Source organism: Bradyrhizobium sp. 190 (assembly GCF_023073415.1).
GTDB lineage: Bacteria > Pseudomonadota > Alphaproteobacteria > Rhizobiales > Xanthobacteraceae > Bradyrhizobium.
The window spans coordinates 89,118-113,890 of the sequence record NZ_JADPJL010000026.1; the positions used below are offsets into that span (position 1 = coordinate 89,118).

Genomic DNA, 24,773 nt, shown 5'->3' on the forward strand with positions numbered 1-24,773 from the left:
TCATGCCGCAATCCTCGTGGCAACTGCCAGAAAGGCATCAATCTGCTGCTTGAAGTCGAGTTCCGGGCGGCGCGAATGCGCCAGCGCTGCCTGCTGTAGCTGCTGGTAGTACAGATCGTCGGACCACATCCGCCTCAACTCGGTGGCCCAGGTGCAGGCAGGCGCGTCATACTTGATGATGGCTCCGCCTGCACCGACCGTCTCCGGCAATGCGCCGCGATCACTCGCCAGCACGGGAATTCCGCTGAACTGTGCCTCTGAGGCGACGCGGCCCCAGGTCTCCGCCTCCCATTGGCTCGGCACCAGCAATACACGTGTCGAGGCATAGATCGGCGACATGTCGTCGCTGCGCTCAACAAGTTCGACATTGGCCAGCCTGTGGATCCGGCCCTTGAGCAGCGCGGCCTGGCGCATTCCCAGGGGCCACCCCTTCACGAAGCGGAATGGAATGTCCGGACACTGCTCGGCAATCGCGAGGGCGACATCGACGCCCTTCTCGGCCACGGGATTGATGAAAGTGACGTAACGGCGATCACCAGCCAGGCGATAGCGCTCGGCCCGAAACACAGGCGGAATGACGCAGGCATGAATTCCGAATCGTTCGCGGAACCGTCCCGCAGTAAACTCCGAGTTGGCAATATAGGCGCGAAAAGGAAGACCTCCGCTGGAGCCGGTCCATCGTCTGCGGCCCATTTCAAACTCCAGCCCGTGCAGATAGGCAATCGCCGGCACGCCCCGGCGGGCGAACGCCCTCGCGATCTCAACCATCTTCCCGTTCTGAACCACGACCAGACGAGGTAGAGGCAGCCCGTCAAGACTGTCCCACGGCTTGCGCGATCGGTAGACATCGTAGCCAAGCTGCCGGTCCACGGACACGTCAGTCCCGCGAAGAAAGTTGACGGCAGCTCGCAATGCTCCATCCACGCGCCGTAGCGGCAACCGCGACAACACGGAGGTCTTGACTCCGCGGCGGTTCAGTTCGAGCGCGAGCTCATGCGTATTGACTTCCAGACCACCGACGACGTGGGGAAGGTATGACGTGCCACTGGCGAGTAGAATACTCACAAGCTGCCTCTGTCCGAGTCTGAATTCTCCACAGCTCCCACAGCCTCGACTTCCGGCTGCCGTTTTGCGGTGAGATAGAGCCACATCTGCGTTCCAGTCCGCCGCTCGTTCATGAGTTCGACGGCGGTGCGCGGCATCAACTTCGAAAGTTCGGGAATAATCGCCGCGGGGAAGTCTGCAAGGGAACGCGGCCGCGCTACAATCTGCTCAACATTGTGCGTTCCCGCAAATCGCGCCTTCAACTCTTCGGTACAGTTGGGCACGAAGGCGTCATGCGTTTCTACCAGGATGTCGGCGCAGGACAGGCGTGGGACCTTGCTAAGGTCGAGCATATCAAGCTCTCCGCCTTCGATATCGGCAAGGACCAGGGTCGGACCGGAGCGGTCGGCGAGTTCGGCCCCGAGGTCATCCGGACCGCAGAAGCCCTTGAGCGTAAACCGGGCGGCAACGTCGTTCAGAACGGCCGCCCGCAGCAGGCCTGCGTGATGCTCCAGGGCACCTTCGAAGGCTGTAACCTTCGTCCCTGGCATCTGCCGCAAGAATCCGATTGCGTAGTAACCATCAGCCGCACCGACATTGATGATGCGCGGATAGCCACGCGCAATCACCCGAAGCACCACATCATGCAGCTCGATCTCCTGCGTGCCGAGAAGATAGCCGAGCAGATTCCGGCTGGAGACCGGGGTCAAGCTCAGGTGCATTCCCGTAAACGGGCCGGACAGTACTGTGTTGGCAGCGCGACGACGGACCAGGGCCGCGGCCGCATTCCAGCGGGGCATCGCAAGCCAGCGAAGCAGGGCCCGGGCTGATGACGGAAGCAGCCTCCGATAGTAGCGGTAGACGCTCATCGCGACAGAGGAGGATTCGATCGCGTTCCACGTTGCGTGCTGCATGACTAGCGTCTCCTTCTGTGGACCATGTGGGCGCGGAAGGGCGTGCCGGATGACACGTCTGGACGCGATGGCTCCAAAGGCAATGCAACTCCGCTCCAGGCTACAGTTACTTCACCAGGCATTCCGTTAATCGGAGTTCGGACGGTTTCGGGTCGAACAAATCGACGCGGACTGAACAATGCACTGATGCGTCGCAATCGCCTGCCGATCGGCAGCTCGACGAAAATATGGATCGCGATGGCGGCCAGGACGGCCGCGACGGCAGACGCGGGAACGAACATCCATGATTCGCTTTTCCCAAAGAACCACCACCAAAGCTTCTCCGCGGCAATGATCGCAAAGAAATGGAACAGATAGAGGCTGTAGGATGCGTCCCCCAACTGCACGAGTCTTTGGGTGAGCCATCGCGTGCCGTCTATCCGAACCGTGACACAAAGGACGACACAAATCGCACTGATGACCCAGAAGGCAGCGATCCACTCAACGTCACCAGGATAAGTGCCAACGAAGGCTGCAAACAACGTGACATCAACAGCGAGAAACGCGGCCAGCACGATCAAGAGGGCCGCGTGACTGCGAGCGGTATGCGCGATCTTGAGCCAGCGAGCGGCTACTCCGATCAAGACGCCGACACCGAACAGCAGGATGATAGGATCGGAATAGAACGTGATCAGGCTTGTCGGGGCGCGCGTATCGGCAATCGGCTTGAAGAACGTTCCGGTCAAGACAACTCCTGCCATCAGAGCAATCAGCACCGTTAGTCCCTTCCTGCGCGACAGCAACAGCACCGACGCAAAAGCCGCGTAGAACATCATCTCGTAGTTCAATGTCCAGCCTACGCCGAGCGTCGGACGCATCGCCGTCATCGGAACTGGCTCGACCGCAACCGGAATGAAGAACAGCGAGCAGATCAGCTTGTGGACGTCGAGCCCGGCGCCGTGATGAAGGCGCAACGCAACTTCAAGCGCGGTGGCCAGCCAATAGATCGGAACAATCCGGATGATGCGGCTGGCGATGAACTGCCCCGCGGCGCCGGGACGAGCAAAGTCGTCGTAGTACGTGTACGACATGATGAAGCCGCTGATGATGAAGAATATCCAGACACCAAGGATGCCGATGTGAATCGCGATCTGACTGGTCAACGGATCGGTCGGGGCCCATTGGGCTTGCCGCAAGATCGCATGAGAAACAAGGACCAGGACCGCCGCAACGGCACGCAGGATCTGGATCGCAGCAAGCTTGTTCATCGCGCTACGGCCTCCTGCAAGGCGTCGCTATAGTGCGAAACAAGTCGTTGCGCCCACTCGCTCGGGCTCAGCGAGAAGCGCGCGGCGTTGGCGTACGCCAGACCGCTCATCGAAGCAGTCAGTTCGTCGTTGGATGCCAGGATCGACAAGACTTTGCTGAAAGCACCCCGATCGTAAGGATCGCAGGATATGCCAGCTCCGACCTGCGATAGCTCGTCGGCGATCATCGCAAAACTGGAAACGACGACCGGCAGGCCACTCGATAGCGCCTCGAATGCCACCAGGCCGAACGGTTCACGGTAGCGGCTCGGCATGACCAGGGCCCTGGCATCGCGGACGAGTGCGGGAATGTCATTTGCGCCCTTCCATCCGGTGAACTCCACGTCGGGATAGATCCCGGCAAGCCTGCCCTCGAGCGGACCGCTACCTATCACCCGGACGGGCACGTTCGCGTCGCGAGCTGCCGCAAGAAGAAGGTCGACACCCTTGTCCTCCTCGAGCCTGCCAACGAACAGGAACACCTTGTTTCGTTCGGCTTCGATGCGTCGCGGGTGCCACGGCGTAACCGGGTTGCGCAGCGTCGCAAGCCTCGCCCGCGGAATTCCACCGCGTTCGAGATGCGGCAGCATGCCTTCATGTACCGCCAGAACTTTGGCGCCCGACGCTAAATCGAAGACTGCGCGACGAATTTCCTGACGGACCGATCGCCAGAGCTTGTGGGCATAATTGCGCCGGTCGCACGAGCTGAGCAGGCACAACGCGCTCATCGGCCGCAGCGCGCAGGGACTTTCGCTGCGGAAGTTGAAATAGCCGCCGTTCGGACAAACCAAAAAGAAGTCATGAGCATTGACGATCAGGCGCTTCGCGACTGGACGCAGCGCATGGAAGACCGAAGGTGATAGTATCTTCGACCAGCCATGCAGATGATAGATCGTGCCCGGCGTATCGTTGGCGGCAATCCAGGCGGCCAACTTTTGTTCCGCCGAAACGTTGTACAGCCCGTCCAGTGCCGCACGCGGCAATGCCTTTCGGAGGATATGCTCACCGCCAACAGCCACGACCTCTGCATTGCGCAGCCGGGGCTCGGAGTGCAAGCCATCGTCGCCAGTGAAGTAAGTAACCGGAATGCCGCTGCCATCCAGCAATTCCGCGGAATGCAACGCCACATTCGTGGCGCCTCCACGCACTTGGGATACATCGTTGATGATGACGACACGATCCGGCACTGGCCGCGCATTTCGCGACCCGGATGCCTGACGAAAGTGGTCAATCACCTGCAACATGCGTGAATCTCACAAACTCAAAACGCGTTTCGGCGACAGCCGGCCGGCCATCAGGTCGAGCAGCGCACGAATGTTTCCTTTCAGTCGACCAGCGCGATCGATGTAGGGCTCCGGGCGAAACGTCTTGGCAACGTTGGCCACGACGTTGCGGCTCATGAGCTTCAGCGCCTTGCTGCTCGAGCAGGTGCCCTTGCGAACCAGATAGAGCGGGTTTGAAACCTGCGAGTAGCCAAGCCGGCGACCCGATTGACGGCTGGACTTCACGCCGAGATGGACGCCGCGCGCAGCACTGATCTTCACAATCCGGCCATATGCCGCCATGCGACGGCTGAAGTCGACATCCTCCAGCCAGCCGTAGAGTGGCAGGGTCTCATCAAACTCCAACCCCCTCGCGCGCACCACGTCGATGCGTATCGCCATGTTGCAGCCGTAAGCGTTGTAAACGTCCTCAATCTCCTGCGTCGGCTCCGCCTGACCGTCTTGCTGCAGCGTCTTAAGCGCATCCTCGAAGGCAAGCCCGGGACCAAGAATGCCGTCGGCGACAACATGTCCGGTGCCGACGACGACATCGGGCCTGCTCATAAAGATCCGTTCGACAGCCTGAAGATAGCCGGGACAAGGCACGAAATCGTCGTCGAGGAAGACGACGACGTCAAAGGCCGCGCCCGCCCTGAGGATCGCATTACGCTGTATCGTCAGTCCCCGATCACTCGTGATGCAGCGAAGTCCCGGATGTCCTGAATCGATCCCTGATACGTCGGCTGGAGACGGGCCACAAACAATGACCGCGTCGGCGCTACGCGTCTGCACGCGCAAGCGTTCCAGCAGGCGCGAAAGAATGAGCGGGCGACCCGACGTTGCAATACCCACGACAATCCTGAGCGGCGAATGCTGCACGCGTTCTTCCGACCAATTGGCGCCTGTGCCATTCATCCGGCTACCTCCGCAGGTCCGAGCGGCTTCCTGGCGTATGCCCACACCATGATGGGAACATCCGGCTCGTTGCGCAGTGAGCCGAAGAAGCCGCGCTTGCGCCATGCGGACAGGTTCGCCTTAAGGCACGAACGATTGCCCCAGGCGAAGGTCTGGATCCCAGCTTCGGGAAATCCTGCTTCCTGCAAGAGGCAGGAAAGCCCCTCGGACGTCCACCGGTTACAATCGATCGGCGATGGGTGATAGCGAACCAGAAACGGCGTCGCGATGAGGAAGTGGCCGCCTGGCCGCACCATCGCATGTACATTGCGGGCAGCACGCGCCGGCCACTTCAAATGCTCAAAGACCTGATCGGCGATCACCAGATCAAACTGATCCGGTAGGGCATCCTTGCAGATATCGAACGCCGGATAGCTCGTGCCCGTAAACGACTCGAAGGCAAACCTGCTTTTCCATTGCGAGCCGGCCGACACCTCCAAAACACGAAGACGCTCCGGCCCCAGCCGCGCGATAAACTCGAACGCATGTCGATACATTGCCACACGCACCCAGTCAGTCGTGTCATAGCCAATCGCTTCGAGGTACCTTTTCATCACCGCCTTGAGCCGGGGACGACTTCGAATGGCCGACAACACAGGAGTTGCTGAAGGTTCGGCAAATGCGCTAATGGTCATCACTACCTCTCTCTGCCCGGCAATCGTCATGACCAGGTCTTCCGAGCAATTGCGGGCACGCGGTTGAGAACGGCGCCAAGCACCTTGCCGCCTGCAAGATTGAGTTCGATCAGGCCGTCTCTTGTCTGGTCAACTGTCGTTTTCCCGAAGTCGACCACGATAATCACCTGGTCGACGTAGGGAATGAGCAGCTTCCAATGATCCGACGACAGCAGCGCTGGCAGATCGACGATGATCCGTTCGAACTCCAGCCGGGATTCCGAGAGTACTTCCGTCGTCCGTTCTGTCAGGAGCCGATTGGTTTCGCCCGGCTGGAGGTAACTTTCGGCAGACGGCAACAATGCCAATGTAAGAGCGCCAGGCTCAACCGCTTGTTCGGACTCCTGTTGTCCATCCGGCTGCGCTTTTGTCGTCCTTCTGGCACCCAGTTCCTGACTCAGTGTCCGGCTGTCGGCGCAGCTATCGACCAGAATGGTTCGTGCGCCGCTGCGCTCGTATTCATTGGCCAGGCATGTTGCAACCGTCGTCGACCCCTCTCCTTCGCAACACGCGATCACACCGATGCATAAGACATTCGGATTCGCCGTTAGCGACGCGATAGTTGTTCTTATCCTTCGAAGATCGGTCTTCACCGAAGCGCTGAGGCGGCCGGCCGCAATCCTGCTTAGGGTGCCCGCAGCGCTTCGGGCCGTCGCGCTCCTGCTGAACCACCGCAGCTTCCCCTCCCGCCAGACGTTCGCCTCTGAAAGATCATTGATCGCGCCAAGGGGGGTCACTCCGACATTCGTGCTGAGCTGCGTTAGGGAGCGAACGGTGCGATCGCTAGTGAGGCGTACCGCCGCAAACGCCGTTCCGCTCAATCCTCCCAGAATAACCGCGAATGCAAGAACGAGCGTGGTGCGCGGGCTGCTCTTGCCCAGCGGGGCCGACGCCCGGGAAATGATTCTCACGTCAGCGTCCGGATAGCTGATGCGCTGCAGCGTCTCGTTGTATTGGCGCTGGAAATCATCGTACATCCTGCGATAGCTGGTCGCGATGCTCTCGAGTTCCTCGAGCTTTGCTCGAGCGTCCTGGCTGGAAAGGGAGTCGCCGACAGAGCGGAAGCGGTTAACCCTGCGCGCCGCCTCGAACGCCTGCTGCTGCAGGGTCTCCAATCGCCCCGAGAGCCACTTGCCCTGCTCCTCCGCGAGCTTGGACTTGGCCTCGACTATCGTTCTGATGAAAGACTCAGCGATTTCATTGGCGATCTCTGCAGACGAGTTTGGATCGGCGGACGAGAAGGCAATCTCTATGACTAAAGACTGCCCGATTCGTTTCGTTGACAGTTTGCCAGCAAAGCGCGACGCAACTTCACGAAACTCCGTCGTATCTGGGGGACCCGCCTCCCCTGCTGCGGACGCCGTCGAAGTCGGAGTAATCCGCGCTAAGAGGGTTTGAACGAGCGAAGGTCCGGTCGCGAACTCCTGCCGCTGGTCAAGTTTCAGCCGTGAGATAACCGAATTGGCGACCCGGTCGGACTTGATTACTTCCATCTGGCTCTCAACGCGCGACTGATCCGACGTCATCGTCGCAGGCATCGGCGCTGCATTGAATAGTTCCGCCCCCCGATTGGGGTCGATGAGGACGCTGGTCGTTGCCACGAAAATCGGCGTCGCCAGCAGAAGATAGACCACGGCGGCAGAGACGGTCCCTGCGATGAAAAAAGCAATCGTCTTGCGGTTCTCTAGGAGAAAGGCGGCAATGTCCCAGACGCCGAACACTTTGTCATTCGATTCCGGATAGTGTGGCTGTATCATGAACTACGTCCCTGCAGCGTGAGATGACGCGCGCCCACCAACGGATTGCTTTTCCCCAAAGCCGCAGCCGCACGCTCACGCAATTGTCGCCCGCCGGCGGCAAGCGCAAAGAAGATGAAAAAGAGAAACCCAAGGTCGACGCTACCGGCCGATATGCAGGCTGAGCCAATGAGAGCGACGCATGCGTTCAGGCCTGCACGCGCGACAACATCCTCAAAAGAGATCACCTTTCCCATCGCGAACACCGACGCCAGGGTCACGACGAACAGGAGCAGGCCGAGTACGCCAGTATTGGCGAGCAACGCAACCACAAAGCTCGACGCCCGGACACTCCCGAGCCCGGCGCCGAAACCCGAAGTGTCCCAAAAATTCTGCAGCGCGAAGTAATTCCAGCGCATGCGCTCAATCCCGGACTGACTTGCCAGCTTGTTGGAAACGGCGGACTCGTACAGGCCCGTAACAGCCGACCAGACCGAAGGCACGAACAAGATGACCACTAAAAGCAAGAACGGGATCATCGAGACGATAAAAAGATAACTGCAGTCCCTGCCGGTGGCCTGTCCATTGGCGAGCTTCACAAGCGCACCGATCACCATGAGCGACGAGAACATGGCCAAGGATCCATAGGCCGTCGTCGAAGTCGATAACAACAGCGATAGCGCGAGAAGCAGCGCGAGCGATCCGGTGATGCGAGTGCGGAACCCGTACAGCCAGAGGCTCAGGGTAAATGCGTGGAAGCCGAGCGCCGCGTAGCCGAAGGCGCCGGCTTCGGTGAATGTGCCGACGATGCGTTTGAATCCGCCGATTTCACCGGACTCGAGCATCCGGTAGTTGGCATTGCGGAGCCAGGAGAGCAGGAATCCCGTGTCGGTATAATGTGTGGCGACGTCGGCTACGGCCGACGCGAGCAAAACCACCGCACACACGATCAACGCGTTTGTGATGTCCTTGGCCTGATCCCGGACCATAAGCGCCCAGGTGCTCATGAAGCAGCCGAGATCCGCGATGAGATAGAAGGCCTGCGTCGCATTGGCGGCTCGAGGTTTCAAGGGCAGACTGACGATCCCAACGTCGGCGTCGTTTCGCGCGAGCGAGTAGGCGTAGGTCAGGCCCTGAAACAGCCGGGGCATAAAGAATGCGGTTGCAACGGCGTAGGTCGTGAACAACAGGATCCAGAAACCGGGACCCGGCGGCGCAAGGCTCTCGAGCGCTGCAGTACGCAGGTGTGGTCGCAGTGCGACCGTTATCGCAAGAAAGATGGCGACTACCAGAACCGGTGGGACGCTTGCGTCGCCCAGCGCCGGAACCTTGAAGGCTGCCGCCGCCCCCAGCAGGGTAGCCAGGGCCATCACCCAGAATGCGGCGATCGGGCCCTGCCGCAACACCCAGAGGCCCACCAAAACAGTCCCAATGCCGATCAATTCGACGGTCATGCGCGAACCTTGCTGAGAGGCATTGCATTCAAGGCCCGTTCGGAATGCTCGATCAGCTTTGGCCGCGTCTCCCCCTTGAGCAGCCGCACCAAACTATCGATCGATGCCCCCGTTAATGCGAGCACACGCTTATGTTGGACATCACAGATCGTCTCGGCCCTCGCAGCGGCCAAGAGCTCCGGCATTATCTGCACAGCGTCAGCGCTGAACTCCACCAGGTACCGGCTCCGCCCGACATTTGCAAAGAACGCTGCTAGCTTTGAGTCCCAACTCAAGCCGACGTGCGCCACGCGGTAGGAGTAAGCAAGGATGCACGCGTGCAGCCGGTGCGCGATAACTGCATCGAAGCTTCCGACCAGTTCCGCGAGTTCCCGGGGGCTCCTACAGTCCGGCGCGCGCGTCAGCCCATCGTCATCACGGAATGAATCAACGACACGGTCCAGGCAAATCCCGTCTTCCCGAGCTCCGTTCGAGAAACAGGTTACGTCGTATCCTGAAGCCAGCAGTCGCCTTATCAGGCTTCGATAGAGCCCCATAATGATCGTATCATCGGACTTTCCCTCCCCGTGATGCTGCAAAATAACCGGATGGGTTATCCCGACGCCAATGACAGGGCGTTTGCGCTGTCGCCGCACAATTGATGGCCACACCTGAGATGCCATCAGGCCGGGATCCGGCGTCACGACGACGCCCTTCACGCGACGCTGGCGTAGCCGTTTCGCAGAGTCCCCGTCGCGCACACCTGCGAACACCAGTTGGTCAGCATGTAGCAGTGACGAGATCAGTCCTGCACCTCGTCTAGACCGGCTTTCGGCGACACCTAGCCCAAACAAGGCGATCGGAACATTGTTGCGCTTGCACTCAGCCGCTACAATCGACAGCTTGACCGGGAAGTTAAGGTCACCGTCCTGGATCAGTTGGCCACCACCGACAATCGCGAGATCGGCATCGCAGAGCGCTTCGCGCCAGACCGGTCGGCATTTCCTCCTCATCTGAAGGCGAAGGATTGCCTCGACCAACACGTCGCGCAGGATCGCGGGCGTCATCTGCAATGCTTTCAAGGCAAGGACACGACGGCCGGACCTCGCCGGACTGTCGCGATCGGTGCGTCCGGCAAGATCTAGAGCTTCAATGCTGACATCGGGTAGCCGCCGCCCAAGCTCGGCTTCGAGGCATTCGGCAATCACCCCATCACCGAGGTTCGGGCTGTACTTAACGTTGAAGGTGACAACCTTCATGATACTACCACTCGACACCGTGAGAGACTGAGAGTTCATCCGCCCTAGACCTTGCTCGCATGGACGACTCGCGCTCTGGTGCTAGACGGATTCTGATTCTGGTAGCCGGCAGCAACTGTCGCGTTTTCGCGCAATGCCCGCTCGACCGAACGTCTCATCTGGTGCTTAAAGCGCTCCTTACTGAAGCCGGCTGCATGCCGAACGATGTCGGTGACAGAGAAGCTGATCGTCTCGGAGCGCGCAATCGCATTCCCGAGCGCTTCCGTGGTCTGCTCCGCGAACAGCACACCAGTAACACCGTCGACGACTGTTTCGGTGGCTCCGCCGCGGCCGAACGCGATGACGGGCCGGCCGCTCGCCATCGCTTCGACCGGAACGATACCAAAGTCTTCTTCACCGGGGAAAATCAGAGCCAGACAACGCGCATAATGATGCCGAAGGACTGCAAATGCCTGCGGCCCCATAATCATGACGTTGGGCCGCGCGCGCCGTTTCAGAGTCTCCAGCATCTCACCGCCGCCTATGACGATGAGTCTCTTGCCAGACGCGTTGAAGGCGTCAACGACCAGGTCGGGCCGCTTATAGGCAACAAGTTCCCCCACCATCAGATAGTAGTCGCCGACATCAGAAGCCGCCACCTGTTCGAAGGCGTCGACATCGACTGGTGGAAAGACAACATCGGATTCGCGGCGAAAGTATTTGCGGATACGTGATGACACATTGTTGGAGTTGGCGACGAACAAGTCGACCCGAGCGGATGACCCCTGATCCCAGTTGCGCAGGTAGTGGGAGAACAGCGTCATCGCGACGCGCGTCAGCACGCCGGACGCGAACCTATAGTCGTGGTACATGTTCCAGATGTACCGCATCGGGGAGTGGCAATAGCAGACATGGACCGCATGCGCGGGAGGAATGATCCCCTTCGCGGGACCGGATTCGCTGCTGATGATCAGGTCGTAGCCGCGAAGGTCGAACTGCTCGAGCGCAAGTGGCATTAGCGGCAGATACTTCTTGTACCAGACCTTTGCGCGCGGCAGCCTGGCGATAAACGACGTCATGATTCGATGGTTGGCAATCGCCGGGGAGATGGACTCCGGCGCCACCACATGCGTGAAGATGTCGGCCGATGGGTAGAGTTCGCAGATGGCTTCGAGAACCTTCTCGCCGCCGCGCATGCCGACAAGCCAATAGTGGACTATTGCGACCCGCATCAGTATGTGCCCTTGGCCGTAATCAGCACCGGCACTGTCTTCGCGATGATCTTAATGTCATTCCAGAACGACCAGTTCTCGACATAGTCTCGATCGAGGGAAACGCGGCGCTCGTAGGAAACATCGTTGCGGCCGCTGACCTGCCACGCGCCGGTCAGACCGGGACGCGTCAGCAGATAGTGCCCCGCGCTCGGTCCGTACATTGTGATCTCTTCGGCGACTACCGGCCGCGGACCGACGATGCTCATGTCGCCACGAAGAATATTCCAGAGCTGCGGCAATTCATCCAGGCTGGTTTGACGCAACACCTGGCCGACCGCAGTCACACGTGGATCTCGCTTTAGCTTGCGTGTTTCGGCCCACTCCCTCGCAGCCTCGGGATTATCGCGAAGGTATCGCGCCAGGACCGCGTCGCCATCCATCACCATTGTCCTGAACTTCAGACACCCGAAGCTGGAAGAGCGAAAGCCGACGCGTGGTTGCCGATAAAGAATGGCACCTCGATCCGTGATCTTTAGAAGCAATGCAACGAGGAGAAAGAGCGGTGCAAAGGCCAGTAGCGCTGACGAAGAAACGAGAATATCGAGCAGCCGTTTCGGTACGCCCCCGATCGGATACCTCGCCGATCTCTGCTTGATACGCCTGTCGATAAGCAGTCCAACTTCCGTGGTCGCACTCTTCGGCAACTGAAACAACTGCATTGGCTTAAGCTCCAATAAGGGACCGTTATGCAAGCCGTCCCCATTCCGCAGCTCGCGCCGCGGTCACGACTGGATCTCACTATGTGTCGCTTAGTCGGCAGTGCTCGGGAACAACTCTCCCTCGGTCAGGCCGTGTCGTTAATTAATGCGTAACTATCCTCGTTAATTAGTGCGTAACTATTGGTGCACCGCAACCTGATTATTCTAACCCACGAACGCGTGATGCGTGGTGCCTGATGCGCTATAGTTGTGCATGCTGATCGCTCGGTGTGCACGCGCCGCTTTCGAACTCACGCTCGGGAACTGGTCAAGAGCGCAGGGTGATCACGCGCATGTCCTATCGAAGTTCTCATTTCCAGAGAAACCGATCCAAGTCGGCTAGGAACTGACCTGAGCCTTGTCAGCAATCCTTTGCAATCCGCGCTTATGTTCCATTCAAGAACTGGTACGGTTCTCGCATGGGATAAGCACGCGTAAAGATTTCAGAGAATGAAATCGAAGGGGAGTGAAACATCTCGGCGACGTTTTGGAAGCAAACGAGGCCCCGTATGTGTACCGATCTCTCTCTCTGCTTCAAAGATGAATGTGCGGCGCTCGAACTCATCGAGGCCTGCCTCTGGCCGAACGGGGTCGTGTGTCCCCATTGCGGCGAAAATCGCCGGACTAGTCTCCTGAGAGGATCGAGTACCAAGACCGGCACTCACAAGTGTTATGGGTGCCGCAAGCTGTTCTCGGTGCGAACGGGCACAATGTTCGAGTGCAGTCACGTCCCATTTCATAAATGGCTGAAGGCTCTCTTCCTGACCGCGTGCGGCACGGAACCTATCAAGCCATTTCAGCTCAGCCGGGCTATCAATGTTTCCTTTAAGACCGCCGTTCTCATGCTCGCGCAGATCGAATTGTCTGCCGTAGAGTGCGGAATACGAACCTCTGACGATAAAGCCGAGACTACGCTGCCTGCGCATGAGCTCTCCACGCTGGCTCCGTCGGAGTTTCCATTGGTTGGAGAACCGCAAATCTCGACCGTGAACTCACACGCATCGGCCTCCCACGCAGGAGCCAGCCTCGATGCAAAAGCTACCTGAGGTCCGAGATCCCGAGTCAGAGAAGCAAGACAGCGACACAAGCTCGGAACAATACAACGACGATCTCATTGCGCAGTTCAAAAGCCGCCTGGGGCACCTCCTGCGGGTTGGCCGGACACGAAAGCGCTCGACCCGCAAGCAGAACAACAAGTCAAACGAGGTGGGCAGCAATGACTGACCTCCAGTGCGACGTGATCGTCGGCGGGAGGCGTCGAACTACGATAAAGCTCCTCGGTAACGAAGCGCTTTGTGCCAATAGATAGGGCCAGTCGGCGGCTCCGGTGTCGGCATTAGATGCAGCCGCGCTTGTTACACAATCGAGCAAAACGCTAATGCAAATCAGCCCATGAAGTTCCTGCATAGCACCGGCTATCGCATTTTTGCCCAAAATTTATTGGCTTCTGCGTCGGGGCAGGCTTCGCCAGATCGGAGTCCTGCATGCGTAGCAGTATGGTACTTCTTGCGTCATTTTTTGTTGTTCTCTCATCGAGCGCATCGGATGCTCGTCCTTCCCGACCTTCCGTCGCCGCGTCCGAATGCAACGTCACAATGCCCTGCGACTTGTCTGTCTTCCAATTTCGTCGCGGGGGACCTGCGTCACATCCGCGAGAACAGCGTGGCTTTCAGCAGCGCGAGATTTCACATCGCAACGCAGTGGCCGAAGTGAGTGGCGGTCGTGGTCAGGTCGTCGGCGGTCGCCCGGCCGGTTGCCCGCGTTCTTTCTGTGGTTGCGGCGCATCCATACGCGTGTTCGGCCATATCGTACCGGGATTGAATCTGGCGGCCAACTGGCTGCGCTTCCCACGAACTTCGCCGGCACCGGGAATGGTTGCCGCGCGCCGCGGGCACGTCTTCGTTCTAGAACAGCACGTCGAAGGCGACATTTGGATGGCATATGATGCGAACTCAGGCGGGCGCTCAACGAGAATTCATGCGCGCTCACTGCGTGGATACACCGTGGTCAATCCGCGCGCAGCGTGACCTAGAGAAATCGTTCGCTGAAAATGTGTGGAAATGGCGACAGGCGGTACTACGGCCTGTCGCTGTTTCATTTAGGCGCGCGTTGATAGGGAAACACCCAGCTTCGTAGCCATAACAGTGGTGGCACCGGGAGTCCGCTTCAACGCTTTTGCGATCTTAGTGACGCCTAACTTTGCTTTGGCCATTGTCTTCATTGTTCGAACATCGTCTCTTGACCACGCGCGGCGAACTACTTTCTTAGCTTTTGCCATTCTTCTTCCGAATCGTATTGGGACATCCGGGCTTCTATCATGGCCGCCTCAATAGCGATCTAAGAACAAACTTCCATTGCGAAAATGTGAACGTAAGCTTCGCTACGTGAAGGTCGGACGTGTGATCTAGATTACTATCATCGGTCGAAGAAAACGGGCATGTACTCCTATTGAGAGGGAAGTACATGGACGAACGATTTTATAGGGATAGAGCGCGCGTCCTTCGGGAGCTTGCGAACGAAGCAGACCCGCTTATCAAAAGAAGGCTTTTGCGTCTTGCGAATAATTACGACGGTTTGACCACGTTGCGTGATCAAGCGGAAAAGAAGCCAAAGCTAAGTTCCATAGACGATAGTCGCGGCAGCAATTAGCCGACAGACTCGCTCGCTTTAACTGGCTTGGCGTTCTGAACAATCTCACCATTCAGCCAGTCTTGCTCAACGGCCAAAGCCCGCCATGCGGCTTCCATGCGCTTGTATCGGTTGTAAGTTGGCTCGTCGGCAGCGCGCTCGGCAAGTTGCGCGCAGTTCTCGGCATTTTCTAAGAAATGCTGCGATTGCTTCATGATGTCCTCCGGTAGGATGGACATGGGATTGCCCTGGCTCGCGATCAATGCGGTCCGGCGTGACAATTTGTCCACATGACGGGCCGTAAACTCATCCGAGCTAAAAGCAACCCGAAACTAGGTACGGAAGAACACCAACCAGACAAAGCCCATAGCGATCACCGCGACACTTACGCTGATGATAAGCAGCAATAGAATCGAGGGGCCGGGCTCGGCTTGACGCGCCTCCATGGGCGTTTCGATAATGACGCCGTGCTTTTTCTTCGCCATGATTAAATTTTCGGTGCGAGGTCGGCGCGGTCAAATACCGGGACAATCTCAACATCCTCTGGCAAGGCACCCGATGGCGTGTCTTCCGCAGCATGGCGCAACGCTTCGGTGGTTGCATCCAATCCATCGGTAGTTTCGTTCGCGCCGCTACCGGCGTCGTGCTGGCCCGCATCGGCTTCTGCGTTCGGCATCTTTGTGGACACAAGATATCCTTTCTGTTGGATACCAAGCTGTCCCGACGGCGATAGTTCCTACCCTAGGGACGCTTCGGCACGTGCGGCCGCTTCATCAAACTGCTTTTCCAGCCACAGCGACGTGCCGCGCAATCCAGCGATGACGTCGCGAGCCCACTGAACGTAAGCCGCCCTCTAACTAATTGAACGAATTAAACTCTCGTTCCAATTCAACATGGGCGCGACAATGCAGAATGCGCGAAGCGACGGTTTGATTTTCGAAGCGCCGTGCATACTCGGGATACCCTTCTATTACTCCAGATCCGTGAACATTCGCTTCAACTGCTCGGCTCTTCGCGGGAACACGGAAACCACGACGTATTCATTCCGGGAATATATTGGCAGAAGCAACGATCGAGCGCATCACCTCATCATCGCCGCAGCTATAGGGGCCGAATCCTTAGCCAAGATCGGAGTTCGGATCGACAGATGGCCGTTCAGCCTCACTAAGCCAGAGAAAAGAGCATTAAGGCACACGCAGAGCAGATCAACCGGGGACTGATGCTGAGCGATGCGGAGTGGCCTGCCCGCACATCTACTTACCCAGCAGGAAATCGGCTGGCCACGTGACGATGCCGGGGACGAGTGTGATCAATATCCCGAAGCCGCACATGATGAGGAAGAACGGCAGCACTTTCCACGCCACATAGGTCTGTGAATCGCCGGTCAGATTCTGGATCACAAACAGATTGAAGGCGACTGGCGGACTCACCTGCGCCATCTCGATCGTCAGGATCAGGAAGACGCCGAACCAGACTTTGTCGAATCCGGCCGCCAGAACCACCGGCAGTACGATCGGCAGAGTGAGCACGATCATGGAGAAGCCTTCAAGCACGGTACCAAGCACGATGTAGAAGACCATCAGCAACATGATCAGAACGAACGGTGCCAGATTCCAGGACGAGATCGCCCCGGAAATAAATTGCGGCAGTCGCAGGTTCGCCAGCACGGTGCCGACGATGAAGGCTCCGAGGACGATCAAGCCAATCATGCAGGTGGTCTGCACGGTGCCGAGGCAGGATTCCTTCAGCGACTCCCATGTGAGCGCCCGCTGCAGGAGCGCTACCAGCAGCGCCCCCACGACGCCAATCGCCGCCGCTTCTGATGGGCTTGCGATACCGAGATACATCGTGCCGAGCACGGTGAATATCAGGAACGCGACCGGTCCCAACTCGACGAGGCTTTTCAGCTTATCTGACCAGCTCCATTCCGAAATCCGCCGGTCGTGCTCAGGTACGATGTCAGGCCGCATCAGAGCGCGTATGGCGATATAGGTCATGAAGCTGCCGGCGACGATGAAGCCCGGCAGGAAGCTCGCGGTCAGCAGCCGCAACAGCGATTCCTCCGCCAAAACCGCATAGATGATCATCGGGATCGAGGGCGGGATCAGAAAGCCGAGCATGCCTCCGCCGGCAAGACTGCCCACAGCGATGTCCTTGTTGTAGCCGCGCCGCAGCAGCTCCGTCAGCGTGATGCGGCCCACCACCTGCGTGGTGGCGGCCGACGATCCGGAGATCGCCGAGAACAGCGAGCAGCCCAAAATAGTGGTGTGCAGGAGCCGGCCTGGCAGAAAGCCGACCCATGGGGCGATCCCGGTGAACAGCGACTGCGACAGGCGCGTGCGGAACAGCAATTCACCCATCAGGATGAACAGCGGAAGCGAAACGACCTCGGACGAGGTAAGCACGTTGAACGACCACAGTCCGATCTGGCGCATGGTCGGGCGCGAAGTGAACACGTCGAGCATCACGATGCCGATACCGATCAACGCCGGTCCGATCCAGATGCCGACAAGCAGTGTGGCCGAGAGCAGTCCCAGCAGGGTCAAGAGAACGATGGTCATGACGCCTCCGCTTTCGCATCCTGACCGACGCGCAACGTCTCATCTTCGCCGGGCTCACCGCGCAGCACGCGCACGAAGCGCGTCAGCGATTGCAGCGTGAACAGCAACGCGCCCAAGGCCAACGGAAACTGGGCGATCCAGAGCGGAAGTTCACTCGCCTTGTCGGAGCGCGATTCGCGCATCCAGGAGAGCCAGGTCAAATGCCCGAGCGCAAAGGTCAGGTAAGCGGCGACGATCACGCACAGCGCCGTCGCGAACAGATCGAGAGCGCGCTGGCCGGGCGGCGACAGGTTGTCGAGCAGCACCTTCACCCGTACCTGCGAGCCCGTCCGCAGTGAATAGGCGGCGCCCAGCATGAACGCCGCGCCCATGAGGAAGGCACTGAACTCCCAGGCGAAATCGATGCTCTTGTTGAAAATGTTGCGGGCGACGACTTCCGCGACAATCAGCATCAGAATGCCAAGGATGCACAGGGCGGACGCCCACGCCCCCCATTCCGACAGGCGATCGACGCCGTCCAGGACGCGCGCTACAGCATCCGAGGCTGGCCTAAGGCCCGCCTGCTCGTCCGTCTCGCCGTCTGACGTATCAGCCGCGGCCGCGCCGGCAGCGACATCATGCACGGCCGATATCCTTCCTGTATTTGCTGATGATATCGCCGGCGATGGCCCCCGCACGACCGATGAAGGCCTGCTCAAGACTTGCCGTCTTCTCGCGCATCTCCTTCAGCAGGGTCGCAGGCACTTCGACCAGTTCCATGCCGCCCTCGATCAGGCGCTTGCTGCTGGCCTTATCGGCCTCGATCGACACGCTCCAGAACTCAGGCTCGAGCTTGGCGACGAGGTCCATGATAGCCTTCTGGTGCGCTGGCGAGATCTTCTTCCAACTGTCGTTGTTGATGGTGACGATCTGCGAGCTCCACACATGGTTGGTTCGGTAGAAGTACTTCAGGAACTCCCAGAACTTGCCGTCCACGCCCGAGACGGAAGAGGTGGTCACCCCCACCACCGCGCCCGACGCGAGCGCCGGTACCGTCTCGCCCCAGGGGATCTGCACGCCCACCATGCCGAGCGCATTCACCATGTCGCCGGCCTGGCGGTCCGGCACCCGAATCTTCAAGCCCTTGAGACCCTCCAGGTTGTCGGTCTTCACCTTGCTGTGGAGGTACTGCGTTGGCCATGGCACGGTGTAGAGGATCGTCTGATTGTACTTGGTCGCTATCTTGTCGAACTCAGGTCGCGAATACTTTTGCAGAACCTTCAATTCATCCGGGGATGAGACCAGAAAGGGCACACCCTCGATGCCGAGCAACGGCGCTTCGCCGACCTGCTGGATGTTCAGGATGTCGGCCATCGGCACCAGTCCGTCGCGCACGGCATTGAGATGCTCAGGGCCCTTGTAGCCGAGCGAGCCCCCTGCGTGGACCACGATCTCGATCGCGCCGCCGGTTGTCTTGCCGACCTCGGCTGCGAAGAGTTTTGCATTCTTTGTATGGAAATTGCCCTCCGGCCAAACCGTCGAGAGGTCCAACTTGATCGTGCTTTGCGCCCGCGCGATGTGCGGAGCCGCCAGAAAACCCGCTGCTGCGGCTCCGGTTGCGATGAATGTGCGCCTGGTTGTCTTCATGAACCCCTCTCCTCTTGCTGAAGCATGTGTGACGTGTCGTTTCCGAACTTGATCAGGCTGCAAGCGCGACGCCAGACGCGTCAGCCCGCGAAACCGTAAACCGCAACCGCATTCGCGCTCGACACCAGGCCGCTTTCGACGTCGTCGCGAACGCTTGACGGTGCGCGCTGCCTCGGGTCGCCGATCCCGGCGCCGCCGGGCGTCATCACCACCAGCCGATCGTCCGGCGGCACGGTCTGAAAGCCCTTGCCGCGCAGCTTCCGTCCCGACTTCAGTCCGACATAGCCGGCTTCGCCGTCACAGCCGCCATCACGGCCGCGGGGTGGATGATCTATGCGGTCGAAGGCTGCCAGAATATCGAACGGAGCATCGACGCCGCTGCCGACTTCGATGATCTGGCCGAGACCACCGCGGGTGCGGCCGGCGCCGCCCGAATCCGGACGCAGCTCCTTGCGCCAGAAGATCAACGGCGTCTGCGTCTCCGCGATCTCGACCGGCGTGCCGCGTACGCCGCTGGGATAGGCCGTGGCCGACAATCCATCCTTGGCAAAACGCGCGCCGGTGCCGCCGTTGCTCGTCACCGCCATCGAGAATCCGTAATTGCCACCGGCGCCGCTGCGCGTCTGTCCGCGCACATTGAGATTCCACAGGCAGGACGTGCCTTCGGCCGGAACCCGCTCGGGAATGATCTGACGCAGGCAGCCGAACACCACGTCGGGCAGCATCTGGCCGATGACATGGCGCGACGCCACCGGCGCCGGTTTCGGCGCATTAAGGATCGAGCCCGCGGGCGCTGCGACAGTCAGCAGCGAGAGCGACCCCGCATTGTTCGGGATCTGCGAGGCGACCACGCAGCCGAGGCCGAACACGGTATAAGCCGTGGTGTAGGAGAGCGGCACATTGATGCCGAACTTCGAGGCGCCCGAGGTACCGTCGAAGTCGACGTGAATGCCCTCTTCCGAGATAGTCAGCGTCGCCGCGAGCGTAACCGGCGCATCATAGCCATCGACGACCATGCTGTTGCGCCAGACGCCCTTCGGCAGCTTGGCGATCTCAGCGAGCACTGCCTCCCGCGAGCGGTCACAGATGAAATCACCGAGCGTATCGAGCGACTCGATCTCGAATTCGCGCATCATCTCGACAAGGCGCTGGCAGCCGACATCGTTGCATCCGGCCAGCGAATAGGTGTCGCCCTCGGTGTCGATCGGCAGACGCGTGTTGCTGCGGATCATCGCCATCAGCGTTTCATTGACGGCGCCCTGATCGATCAGCCTCAGCATCGGGATATAGAGCCCCTCCATGAAGACGTCGGTGGCATCAGGCCCGAAACCGATACCGCCGATATCCATCAAATGGCTGGTGCAGGAAAACAGCGCGACCGCCTTACCGTCCTTGAAGCAGGGCGTGGTGACGACGAAGTCGTTGAGATGTCCGGTCCCCATCCAGGGGTCGTTGGTGATGTAGGCGTCGCCCGGCTTCATCGTCTCGATCGGGAAATGCGCGATGAAATGTTTGACCGACTCGGCCATGGAATTGACGTGGCCCGGCGTACCCGTCACCGCCTGCGCCAACATACGCCCCTTGAGGTCGAACACGCCGGCCGAGAGGTCGCCACATTCGCGCACGATGGGGCTGAATGCCGTGCGCAGCAGCACCTGCGCCTGCTCTTCGACCACGGCGATCAGCCGGTGCCACATGATCTGCAGATCGATCAGGCTCGCCCCGCTTGACTCATTCATGGTCATGCCGCCTTCCGTTCCATGACGATGCTGCCGGCACCGTCGATATGGGCGTCGAAGCTCGTCGAGACGAATGTCGATGTCTCATCTTCCGCGATCACAGCCGGTCCCGCGATGGTCGCCCCCGGCGCCATCTGGTCACGGTGGTACAGCGGAATCTCGACGATCTTCCCCGCCCGGCCATCGAAAAACTTGCGGCTGCCCGCGGCTTTTCCGGCCGGCTCGCGCGTCACCTCGGCAACGCGCGACGGATTGCGCGGCTCGGTGGTCGCGAGCACCGACCAGCTCAGTACCTCGATCGCAGCGCCCGGGATCGGCCGCTCGAACAAGGCCGCATAATCGGTCTCGAAGACCTGGCGCAGACCTGCGAGATCCGCGGCCGTCAACCGCCGGTTCGGCAGATCGACCGTGATCTCGTGTCCCTGTCCGACATACCGCATGAAGGCGGCGCGTCGTTCGCGCACCGGCGCACCGGCAGCGCCGGGCTCGACCAAAGCGCGCGCCTCGGTCGCCATCTCATCCAGCAGGTCGGACACAGCTGCGACATCGAACGCATCGAGCCTGGCATGACGGCTGCGCACCAACTCGTAGGCGATGGGCGCGGCAAGAAATCCGACGGCCGAACCAACGCCGGCATTGGACGGTACGATCACGCGCGAGACGCCGATCTTCTCGGCGACACGGGCCGCATGCAGCGGCGCGGCGCCGCCGAAAGCGATCAGGGTGTGCTGGCCGACGACGGCGCCGCGCTCGACTGCATGCACGCGGGCAGCACTCGCCATATTCTCGCACACGACCTCATGCACGGCGTAGGCCGAAGTTTCCGCCGACAGTCCCAGTGGTTCACCAATGTCGCGCAACAAGGCCCGTTTAGACAGTTCGGGGCTAAGCTTGATCGTCCCGCCTGCAAATGCGTCAGGATCGATCTTGCCGAGCGCGACATCCGCATCCGTCACAGCGGGTCGTTGACCGCCGCGGCCGTAGCAGGCCGGCCCCGGCTCGGATGACGCGCTCTCGGGCCCGACCGTGACGCGCTTCAGGGCGTCGACCCGCGCGATCGAGCCGCCGCCGGCGCCGATCTCGACCATCTCGATCACGGGAATGCGCACCGGCAGGCCCGACCCTTTCAGAAAGCGGGCGGCGCGATCGACCTCAAACACGCGCGAGGTTTCGGGCTGATACTTTTCGATCAGGCAGATCTTCGCGGTGGTGCCACCCATGTCGAAGGACAGAACCCTGCTCTCGCCGAGACGCGCCGCGATTTGCGCCGCAAAAATCGCGCCGCCTGCCGGCCCCGATTCAACCAGGCGCACCGGAAAGCGCCGCGCCGTCTCGATCGAGGTGACGCCGCCGCCCGAGGTCACGAGGTAGATGGCGCCGCGAAACTGCTCGGCCTGCAGCCCCTCGGCCATGCGCGCGAGATAGCCGTCGATCAACGGCTGCACATAGGCATTGGCCACCGCAGTCGAGGTCCGCTCGTATTCGCGGATTTCAGGGCACACCGCCGACGACAGCGTTACCCAGACGCCCTGCATTTCCTGCTTCAGGATCGCGGCGGCGCGCCGTTCATGCTCGGGATTGGCATAGGAGTGGAGGAAGGCGAAGGCGACACTTTCTACATTCTGCGCGCGCAGCTCGGGCACGAGTGCACGCACGGCGGCTTCGTCGAGCGGCAACCGCACGGCGCCCTGCGCGTCGATGCGCTCGGGGACCGTGAAACGCAGGGCGCGCGGCGCCAGCGGTTTCGGCTTGTCGATCGCAAGGTCGTATTGATCGTAGCGGCTCTCGGTACCGATATCGAGCACATCGCGGAAACCTTGCGTCGCGACAAGCGCCGTCTTCGCGCCGCGGCGTTCGATAATGGCGTTGGTCGCAAGCGTCGTGCCGTGAATGAAGACGTCGATATCGCATATGTGGGCGCGCGCGTCGGCCAGAATGAGACGCATCCCGTCCAGCACCGCTTGCTCCGGTCGCGTGGGCGTCGTCAGCACCTTGCGCGTCCGGCGCTCCTGGCCCACGTCCAAGACGAAATCCGTGAACGTGCCTCCGATATCGACGGCAAGCCGCACTTCGGCTCCCTCAAGCATTCCAAAATCTCCGCGTGCTGACCGACGAACTGTAGCCAAATGTTCAGCAATTTCCATGCCATTGACTGCGCCGGCGGAGACGTATCCAGCTATTTTGCTGGGCACCTATGCAGCACAGCGCAACTTCGACGAACTCGCCCTTCCCTGGCCAAGCGACTGCGGCGCTCGCAAGCATCTCATTGGCACCGGCCCTGTACTTACCCTTCCAAGCACGAGAATTGCATGGTGCCACCCCGCATGAACCTGACCAATCCGGACATCCGCATGCTGCGCTCGCTGACACCGGTCGCCAAAACCGGCAGCATCGCCGCGACCGCGCGGGGGGCTTGGTCGTACTAAACTCGTGATCGTCCCCTAGGGGACTTGAACAACGAACGCTTAGGCTTCAGCGGGAGTGACGCGTGACTGACATATCGGCGATGAAAGACAAAATTCTCGATCCCCGGTCGAGCTGGGCAGCGCTTTCCCAGGCGGAGCGTGACGCGGCCTATGACAACAATGCAGCGGTAAGGAACAGCGCAGCGCTGATCGCCGAAAGAAACCAGATGTCCGAAACGCTGCGCGCCAGCCGCAGCTCGTTTCTTGATGTTCCCTATGGCGAACGCGAAAGGACAAAGATCGACCTCTATCCGGCCGCCGAGAAGACGGCACCCTGCCTGGTCTTCCTGCATGGCGGCTACTGGCAGCGCAATTCGCGCGATGTGTTTGCCATGCTGGTCGAAGGCGTCGCTACGCATGGCTGGTCGGTTGCCATTCCCGGATATTCGCTGGCGCCCAACGCTTCGTTGACGGAGATCGTGGCGGAGATATCCCGGTCGCTCGATTGGTTGACCCAAAACGGCGAGTCATACGGCATCTCCGGGCCCGTCGTGCTCTCGGGCTGGTCGGCCGGCGCGCACCTCGTCGCAATGGCACTCGAGCACCCGCGCGTCACCGCCGGACTGGCGATTTCCGGCGTGTATGATCTTGCACCCATCCGCGATACAGGGCTTAACAACGCGCTGAAGCTGACCGACCAGGAAGTCGCAAGACTTTCGCCGCTTCGCCTGCCCGCTGTCCACAAGCGGCTCGACATCGCCTATGGCACGGCCGAACTGCCAGCGCTGGTTTTCGATTCAATCCAGCTTCATGAATTGCGCATGGCCGCGCACGCGCCAGGCAGGCTTTTCCCGATCGAACGCGCAGACCATTTCAGCATCCTCAGCGAGCTGCGGCGTCCTGACGGCGCGCTTGTCGATATCGCCCGAAAGCTGGTCGGCTAGGCCGCCGGCGACTTGATCGCCCCGGCGTCGATCCAGACCTGATCGTCTCTGGTTCGGACCGGATATAGCCGCAACGGACGGCTCGGCCAGCCGTAGGAAATCTGGCCATTGCGGAGATCGAACGAGGCCGCGTGACGGGGACAGCACAAGCGTCCTCCCGACAGGTGTCCGACACTGAGGTCAGCCTGTTCGTGCGGGCACATCCGTTCGCAGGCCACCGCGCGACCTTCGTTCCAGATCAGGATCAAATCGACGCCGGTCACGCGGGCGCAGACGATCGTCTGCGAAATCAGCCGGCTGAGCCCGCAGACCGGCATCCATTTTCCGTCGCCCGACAACGTGGCCATTTGGGGCGGC

General features: G+C 60.2%; 23 protein-coding genes. 3 read left to right on the top strand and 20 right to left on the bottom strand.

Annotated features, from left to right (window positions below):
* From IVB22_RS18020 to IVB22_RS18070, 11 genes are read right to left on the bottom strand one after another with little or no spacing between them, the layout of a single operon-like run.
* Positions 1 to 1,149, bottom strand: a complete 1,149-nt coding sequence (locus tag IVB22_RS18020; RefSeq protein WP_308200420.1) for a glycosyltransferase — start codon at positions 1,147 to 1,149, stop codon at positions 1 to 3.
* The gene (locus tag IVB22_RS18025) at positions 1,062 to 1,913 is read right to left on the bottom strand and encodes a hypothetical protein (RefSeq protein WP_247518652.1); all 852 of its coding nucleotides are present in this window, start codon (positions 1,911 to 1,913) and stop codon (positions 1,062 to 1,064) included. The genes IVB22_RS18020 and IVB22_RS18025 overlap by 88 nt, the downstream gene beginning before the upstream one ends.
* 47 nt (positions 1,914 to 1,960) lie before the next feature.
* A complete protein-coding gene (locus IVB22_RS18030) occupies positions 1,961 to 3,205 on the bottom strand; it encodes an acyltransferase (protein WP_247518653.1) in 1,245 nt (414 codons plus the stop codon).
* A complete protein-coding gene (locus IVB22_RS18035) occupies positions 3,202 to 4,488 on the bottom strand; it encodes a glycosyltransferase family 4 protein (protein ID WP_247518654.1) in 1,287 nt (428 codons plus the stop codon). The genes IVB22_RS18030 and IVB22_RS18035 overlap by 4 nt, the downstream gene beginning before the upstream one ends.
* Before the next feature lie 9 nt (positions 4,489 to 4,497).
* Entirely contained in the window at positions 4,498 to 5,385 is an 888-nt protein-coding gene (locus IVB22_RS18040) for a glycosyltransferase family 2 protein (protein ID WP_247518655.1), read from the bottom strand.
* A 32-nt stretch (positions 5,386 to 5,417) separates the two neighbouring features.
* Positions 5,418 to 6,125, bottom strand: a complete 708-nt coding sequence (locus tag IVB22_RS18045; RefSeq protein ID WP_247518656.1) for a methyltransferase domain-containing protein — start codon at positions 6,123 to 6,125, stop codon at positions 5,418 to 5,420.
* Positions 6,122 to 7,891, bottom strand: a complete 1,770-nt coding sequence (locus tag IVB22_RS18050) for a Wzz/FepE/Etk N-terminal domain-containing protein (RefSeq protein WP_247518657.1) — start codon at positions 7,889 to 7,891, stop codon at positions 6,122 to 6,124. The genes IVB22_RS18045 and IVB22_RS18050 overlap by 4 nt, the downstream gene beginning before the upstream one ends.
* Positions 7,888 to 9,324 carry a hypothetical protein gene (locus IVB22_RS18055; protein WP_247518658.1) on the bottom strand — a complete coding sequence of 479 codons (1,437 nt, stop codon included), beginning with the start codon at positions 9,322 to 9,324 and terminating at the stop codon, positions 7,888 to 7,890. The genes IVB22_RS18050 and IVB22_RS18055 overlap by 4 nt, the downstream gene beginning before the upstream one ends.
* Positions 9,321 to 10,562, bottom strand: a complete 1,242-nt coding sequence (locus tag IVB22_RS18060; protein ID WP_247518659.1) for a polysaccharide pyruvyl transferase family protein — start codon at positions 10,560 to 10,562, stop codon at positions 9,321 to 9,323. Before IVB22_RS18060 ends, IVB22_RS18055 begins: the two co-directional genes overlap by 4 nt.
* 44 nt (positions 10,563 to 10,606) lie before the next feature.
* Entirely contained in the window at positions 10,607 to 11,773 is a 1,167-nt protein-coding gene (locus tag IVB22_RS18065; RefSeq protein WP_247518660.1) for a glycosyltransferase, read from the bottom strand.
* Positions 11,773 to 12,474 carry a sugar transferase gene (locus IVB22_RS18070; protein ID WP_247518661.1) on the bottom strand — a complete coding sequence of 234 codons (702 nt, stop codon included), beginning with the start codon at positions 12,472 to 12,474 and terminating at the stop codon, positions 11,773 to 11,775. The genes IVB22_RS18065 and IVB22_RS18070 overlap by 1 nt, the downstream gene beginning before the upstream one ends.
* A gap of 548 nt (positions 12,475 to 13,022) precedes the next feature.
* Here IVB22_RS18070 and IVB22_RS41945 point away from each other — a divergent pair.
* Both IVB22_RS41945 and IVB22_RS18080 read left to right on the top strand, forming a co-directional pair.
* On the top strand, positions 13,023 to 13,559 hold the full coding sequence (locus IVB22_RS41945) for a transposase (protein WP_374207554.1): 537 nt from the start codon (positions 13,023 to 13,025) through the stop codon (positions 13,557 to 13,559).
* The gene (locus IVB22_RS18080) at positions 13,543 to 13,737 is read left to right on the top strand and encodes a hypothetical protein (protein ID WP_247518663.1); all 195 of its coding nucleotides are present in this window, start codon (positions 13,543 to 13,545) and stop codon (positions 13,735 to 13,737) included. Before IVB22_RS41945 ends, IVB22_RS18080 begins: the two co-directional genes overlap by 17 nt.
* A gap of 1,421 nt (positions 13,738 to 15,158) precedes the next feature.
* On the opposite strand, the gene IVB22_RS18095 is transcribed toward IVB22_RS18080, so the two are convergent.
* The 8 genes from IVB22_RS18095 to IVB22_RS18130 all read right to left on the bottom strand — a co-directional run bounded on the left by IVB22_RS18095 (position 15,159) and on the right by IVB22_RS18130 (position 23,154).
* Complete coding sequence (locus IVB22_RS18095) at positions 15,159 to 15,356, bottom strand: hypothetical protein (RefSeq protein ID WP_247518665.1); 198 nt, start codon at positions 15,354 to 15,356, stop codon at positions 15,159 to 15,161.
* Between the two features lie 117 nt (positions 15,357 to 15,473).
* The gene (locus IVB22_RS18100; protein WP_247518666.1) at positions 15,474 to 15,626 is read right to left on the bottom strand and encodes a hypothetical protein; all 153 of its coding nucleotides are present in this window, start codon (positions 15,624 to 15,626) and stop codon (positions 15,474 to 15,476) included.
* Positions 15,627 to 15,628: 2 nt separating this feature from the next.
* On the bottom strand, positions 15,629 to 15,829 hold the full coding sequence (locus tag IVB22_RS18105; RefSeq protein ID WP_247518667.1) for a hypothetical protein: 201 nt from the start codon (positions 15,827 to 15,829) through the stop codon (positions 15,629 to 15,631).
* Positions 15,830 to 16,394: 565 nt separating this feature from the next.
* Positions 16,395 to 17,702: a TRAP transporter large permease gene (locus IVB22_RS18110; RefSeq protein ID WP_247518668.1), complete on the bottom strand. Its 1,308-nt coding sequence runs from the start codon at positions 17,700 to 17,702 to the stop codon at positions 16,395 to 16,397.
* On the bottom strand, positions 17,699 to 18,325 hold the full coding sequence (locus IVB22_RS18115; protein ID WP_247518669.1) for a TRAP transporter small permease subunit: 627 nt from the start codon (positions 18,323 to 18,325) through the stop codon (positions 17,699 to 17,701). The genes IVB22_RS18110 and IVB22_RS18115 overlap by 4 nt, the downstream gene beginning before the upstream one ends.
* On the bottom strand, positions 18,318 to 19,328 hold the full coding sequence (locus tag IVB22_RS18120) for a TRAP transporter substrate-binding protein (RefSeq protein WP_247518670.1): 1,011 nt from the start codon (positions 19,326 to 19,328) through the stop codon (positions 18,318 to 18,320). The genes IVB22_RS18115 and IVB22_RS18120 overlap by 8 nt, the downstream gene beginning before the upstream one ends.
* Positions 19,329 to 19,408: 80 nt before the next feature.
* Positions 19,409 to 21,067 (bottom strand): hydantoinase B/oxoprolinase family protein, encoded by a 1,659-nt coding sequence (locus IVB22_RS18125; protein WP_247518713.1) that lies wholly within the window; start codon positions 21,065 to 21,067, stop codon positions 19,409 to 19,411.
* Positions 21,068 to 21,069: 2 nt separating this feature from the next.
* The gene (locus tag IVB22_RS18130; protein ID WP_247518671.1) at positions 21,070 to 23,154 is read right to left on the bottom strand and encodes a hydantoinase/oxoprolinase family protein; all 2,085 of its coding nucleotides are present in this window, start codon (positions 23,152 to 23,154) and stop codon (positions 21,070 to 21,072) included.
* Between the two features lie 419 nt (positions 23,155 to 23,573).
* On the opposite strand from IVB22_RS18130, the gene IVB22_RS18135 reads away from it, so the two are divergent.
* Positions 23,574 to 24,416, top strand: a complete 843-nt coding sequence (locus tag IVB22_RS18135; RefSeq protein WP_247518714.1) for an alpha/beta hydrolase — start codon at positions 23,574 to 23,576, stop codon at positions 24,414 to 24,416.
* Here the strand turns inward: IVB22_RS18135 and IVB22_RS18140 are convergent.
* Positions 24,413 to 24,763 carry a Rieske 2Fe-2S domain-containing protein gene (locus IVB22_RS18140; RefSeq protein WP_247518672.1) on the bottom strand — a complete coding sequence of 117 codons (351 nt, stop codon included), beginning with the start codon at positions 24,761 to 24,763 and terminating at the stop codon, positions 24,413 to 24,415. The two genes, IVB22_RS18135 and IVB22_RS18140, sit on opposite strands and share 4 nt — an antisense overlap.
* Positions 24,764 to 24,773 lie beyond the last annotated feature (10 nt).

Bases quoted from the DNA above. Each gene is read 5' to 3' on its own strand.
- IVB22_RS18025 (WP_247518652.1), bottom strand. From the start codon at position 1,913: ATGAGCGTCTACCGCTACTATCGGAGGCTGCTTCCGTCATCAGCCCGG.
- IVB22_RS18030 (WP_247518653.1), bottom strand. From the start codon at position 3,205: ATGAACAAGCTTGCTGCGATCCAGATCCTGCGTGCCGTTGCGGCGGTC.
- IVB22_RS18035 (WP_247518654.1), bottom strand. From the start codon at position 4,488: ATGTTGCAGGTGATTGACCACTTTCGTCAGGCATCCGGGTCGCGAAAT.
- IVB22_RS18045 (WP_247518656.1), bottom strand. From the start codon at position 6,125: ATGACGATTGCCGGGCAGAGAGAGGTAGTGATGACCATTAGCGCATTT.
- IVB22_RS18050 (WP_247518657.1), bottom strand. From the start codon at position 7,891: ATGATACAGCCACACTATCCGGAATCGAATGACAAAGTGTTCGGCGTC.
- IVB22_RS18055 (WP_247518658.1), bottom strand. From the start codon at position 9,324: ATGACCGTCGAATTGATCGGCATTGGGACTGTTTTGGTGGGCCTCTGG.
- IVB22_RS18060 (WP_247518659.1), bottom strand. From the start codon at position 10,562: ATGAAGGTTGTCACCTTCAACGTTAAGTACAGCCCGAACCTCGGTGAT.
- IVB22_RS18065 (WP_247518660.1), bottom strand. From the start codon at position 11,773: ATGCGGGTCGCAATAGTCCACTATTGGCTTGTCGGCATGCGCGGCGGC.
- IVB22_RS18070 (WP_247518661.1), bottom strand. From the start codon at position 12,474: ATGCAGTTGTTTCAGTTGCCGAAGAGTGCGACCACGGAAGTTGGACTG.
- IVB22_RS41945 (WP_374207554.1), top strand. From the start codon at position 13,023: ATGTGTACCGATCTCTCTCTCTGCTTCAAAGATGAATGTGCGGCGCTC.
- IVB22_RS18080 (WP_247518663.1), top strand. From the start codon at position 13,543: ATGCAAAAGCTACCTGAGGTCCGAGATCCCGAGTCAGAGAAGCAAGAC.
- IVB22_RS18095 (WP_247518665.1), bottom strand. From the start codon at position 15,356: ATGAAGCAATCGCAGCATTTCTTAGAAAATGCCGAGAACTGCGCGCAA.
- IVB22_RS18100 (WP_247518666.1), bottom strand. From the start codon at position 15,626: ATGGCGAAGAAAAAGCACGGCGTCATTATCGAAACGCCCATGGAGGCG.
- IVB22_RS18110 (WP_247518668.1), bottom strand. From the start codon at position 17,702: ATGACCATCGTTCTCTTGACCCTGCTGGGACTGCTCTCGGCCACACTG.
- IVB22_RS18120 (WP_247518670.1), bottom strand. From the start codon at position 19,328: ATGAAGACAACCAGGCGCACATTCATCGCAACCGGAGCCGCAGCAGCG.
- IVB22_RS18125 (WP_247518713.1), bottom strand. From the start codon at position 21,067: ATGAATGAGTCAAGCGGGGCGAGCCTGATCGATCTGCAGATCATGTGG.
- IVB22_RS18130 (WP_247518671.1), bottom strand. From the start codon at position 23,154: ATGCTTGAGGGAGCCGAAGTGCGGCTTGCCGTCGATATCGGAGGCACG.
- IVB22_RS18135 (WP_247518714.1), top strand. From the start codon at position 23,574: ATGAAAGACAAAATTCTCGATCCCCGGTCGAGCTGGGCAGCGCTTTCC.
- IVB22_RS18140 (WP_247518672.1), bottom strand. From the start codon at position 24,763: ATGGCCACGTTGTCGGGCGACGGAAAATGGATGCCGGTCTGCGGGCTC.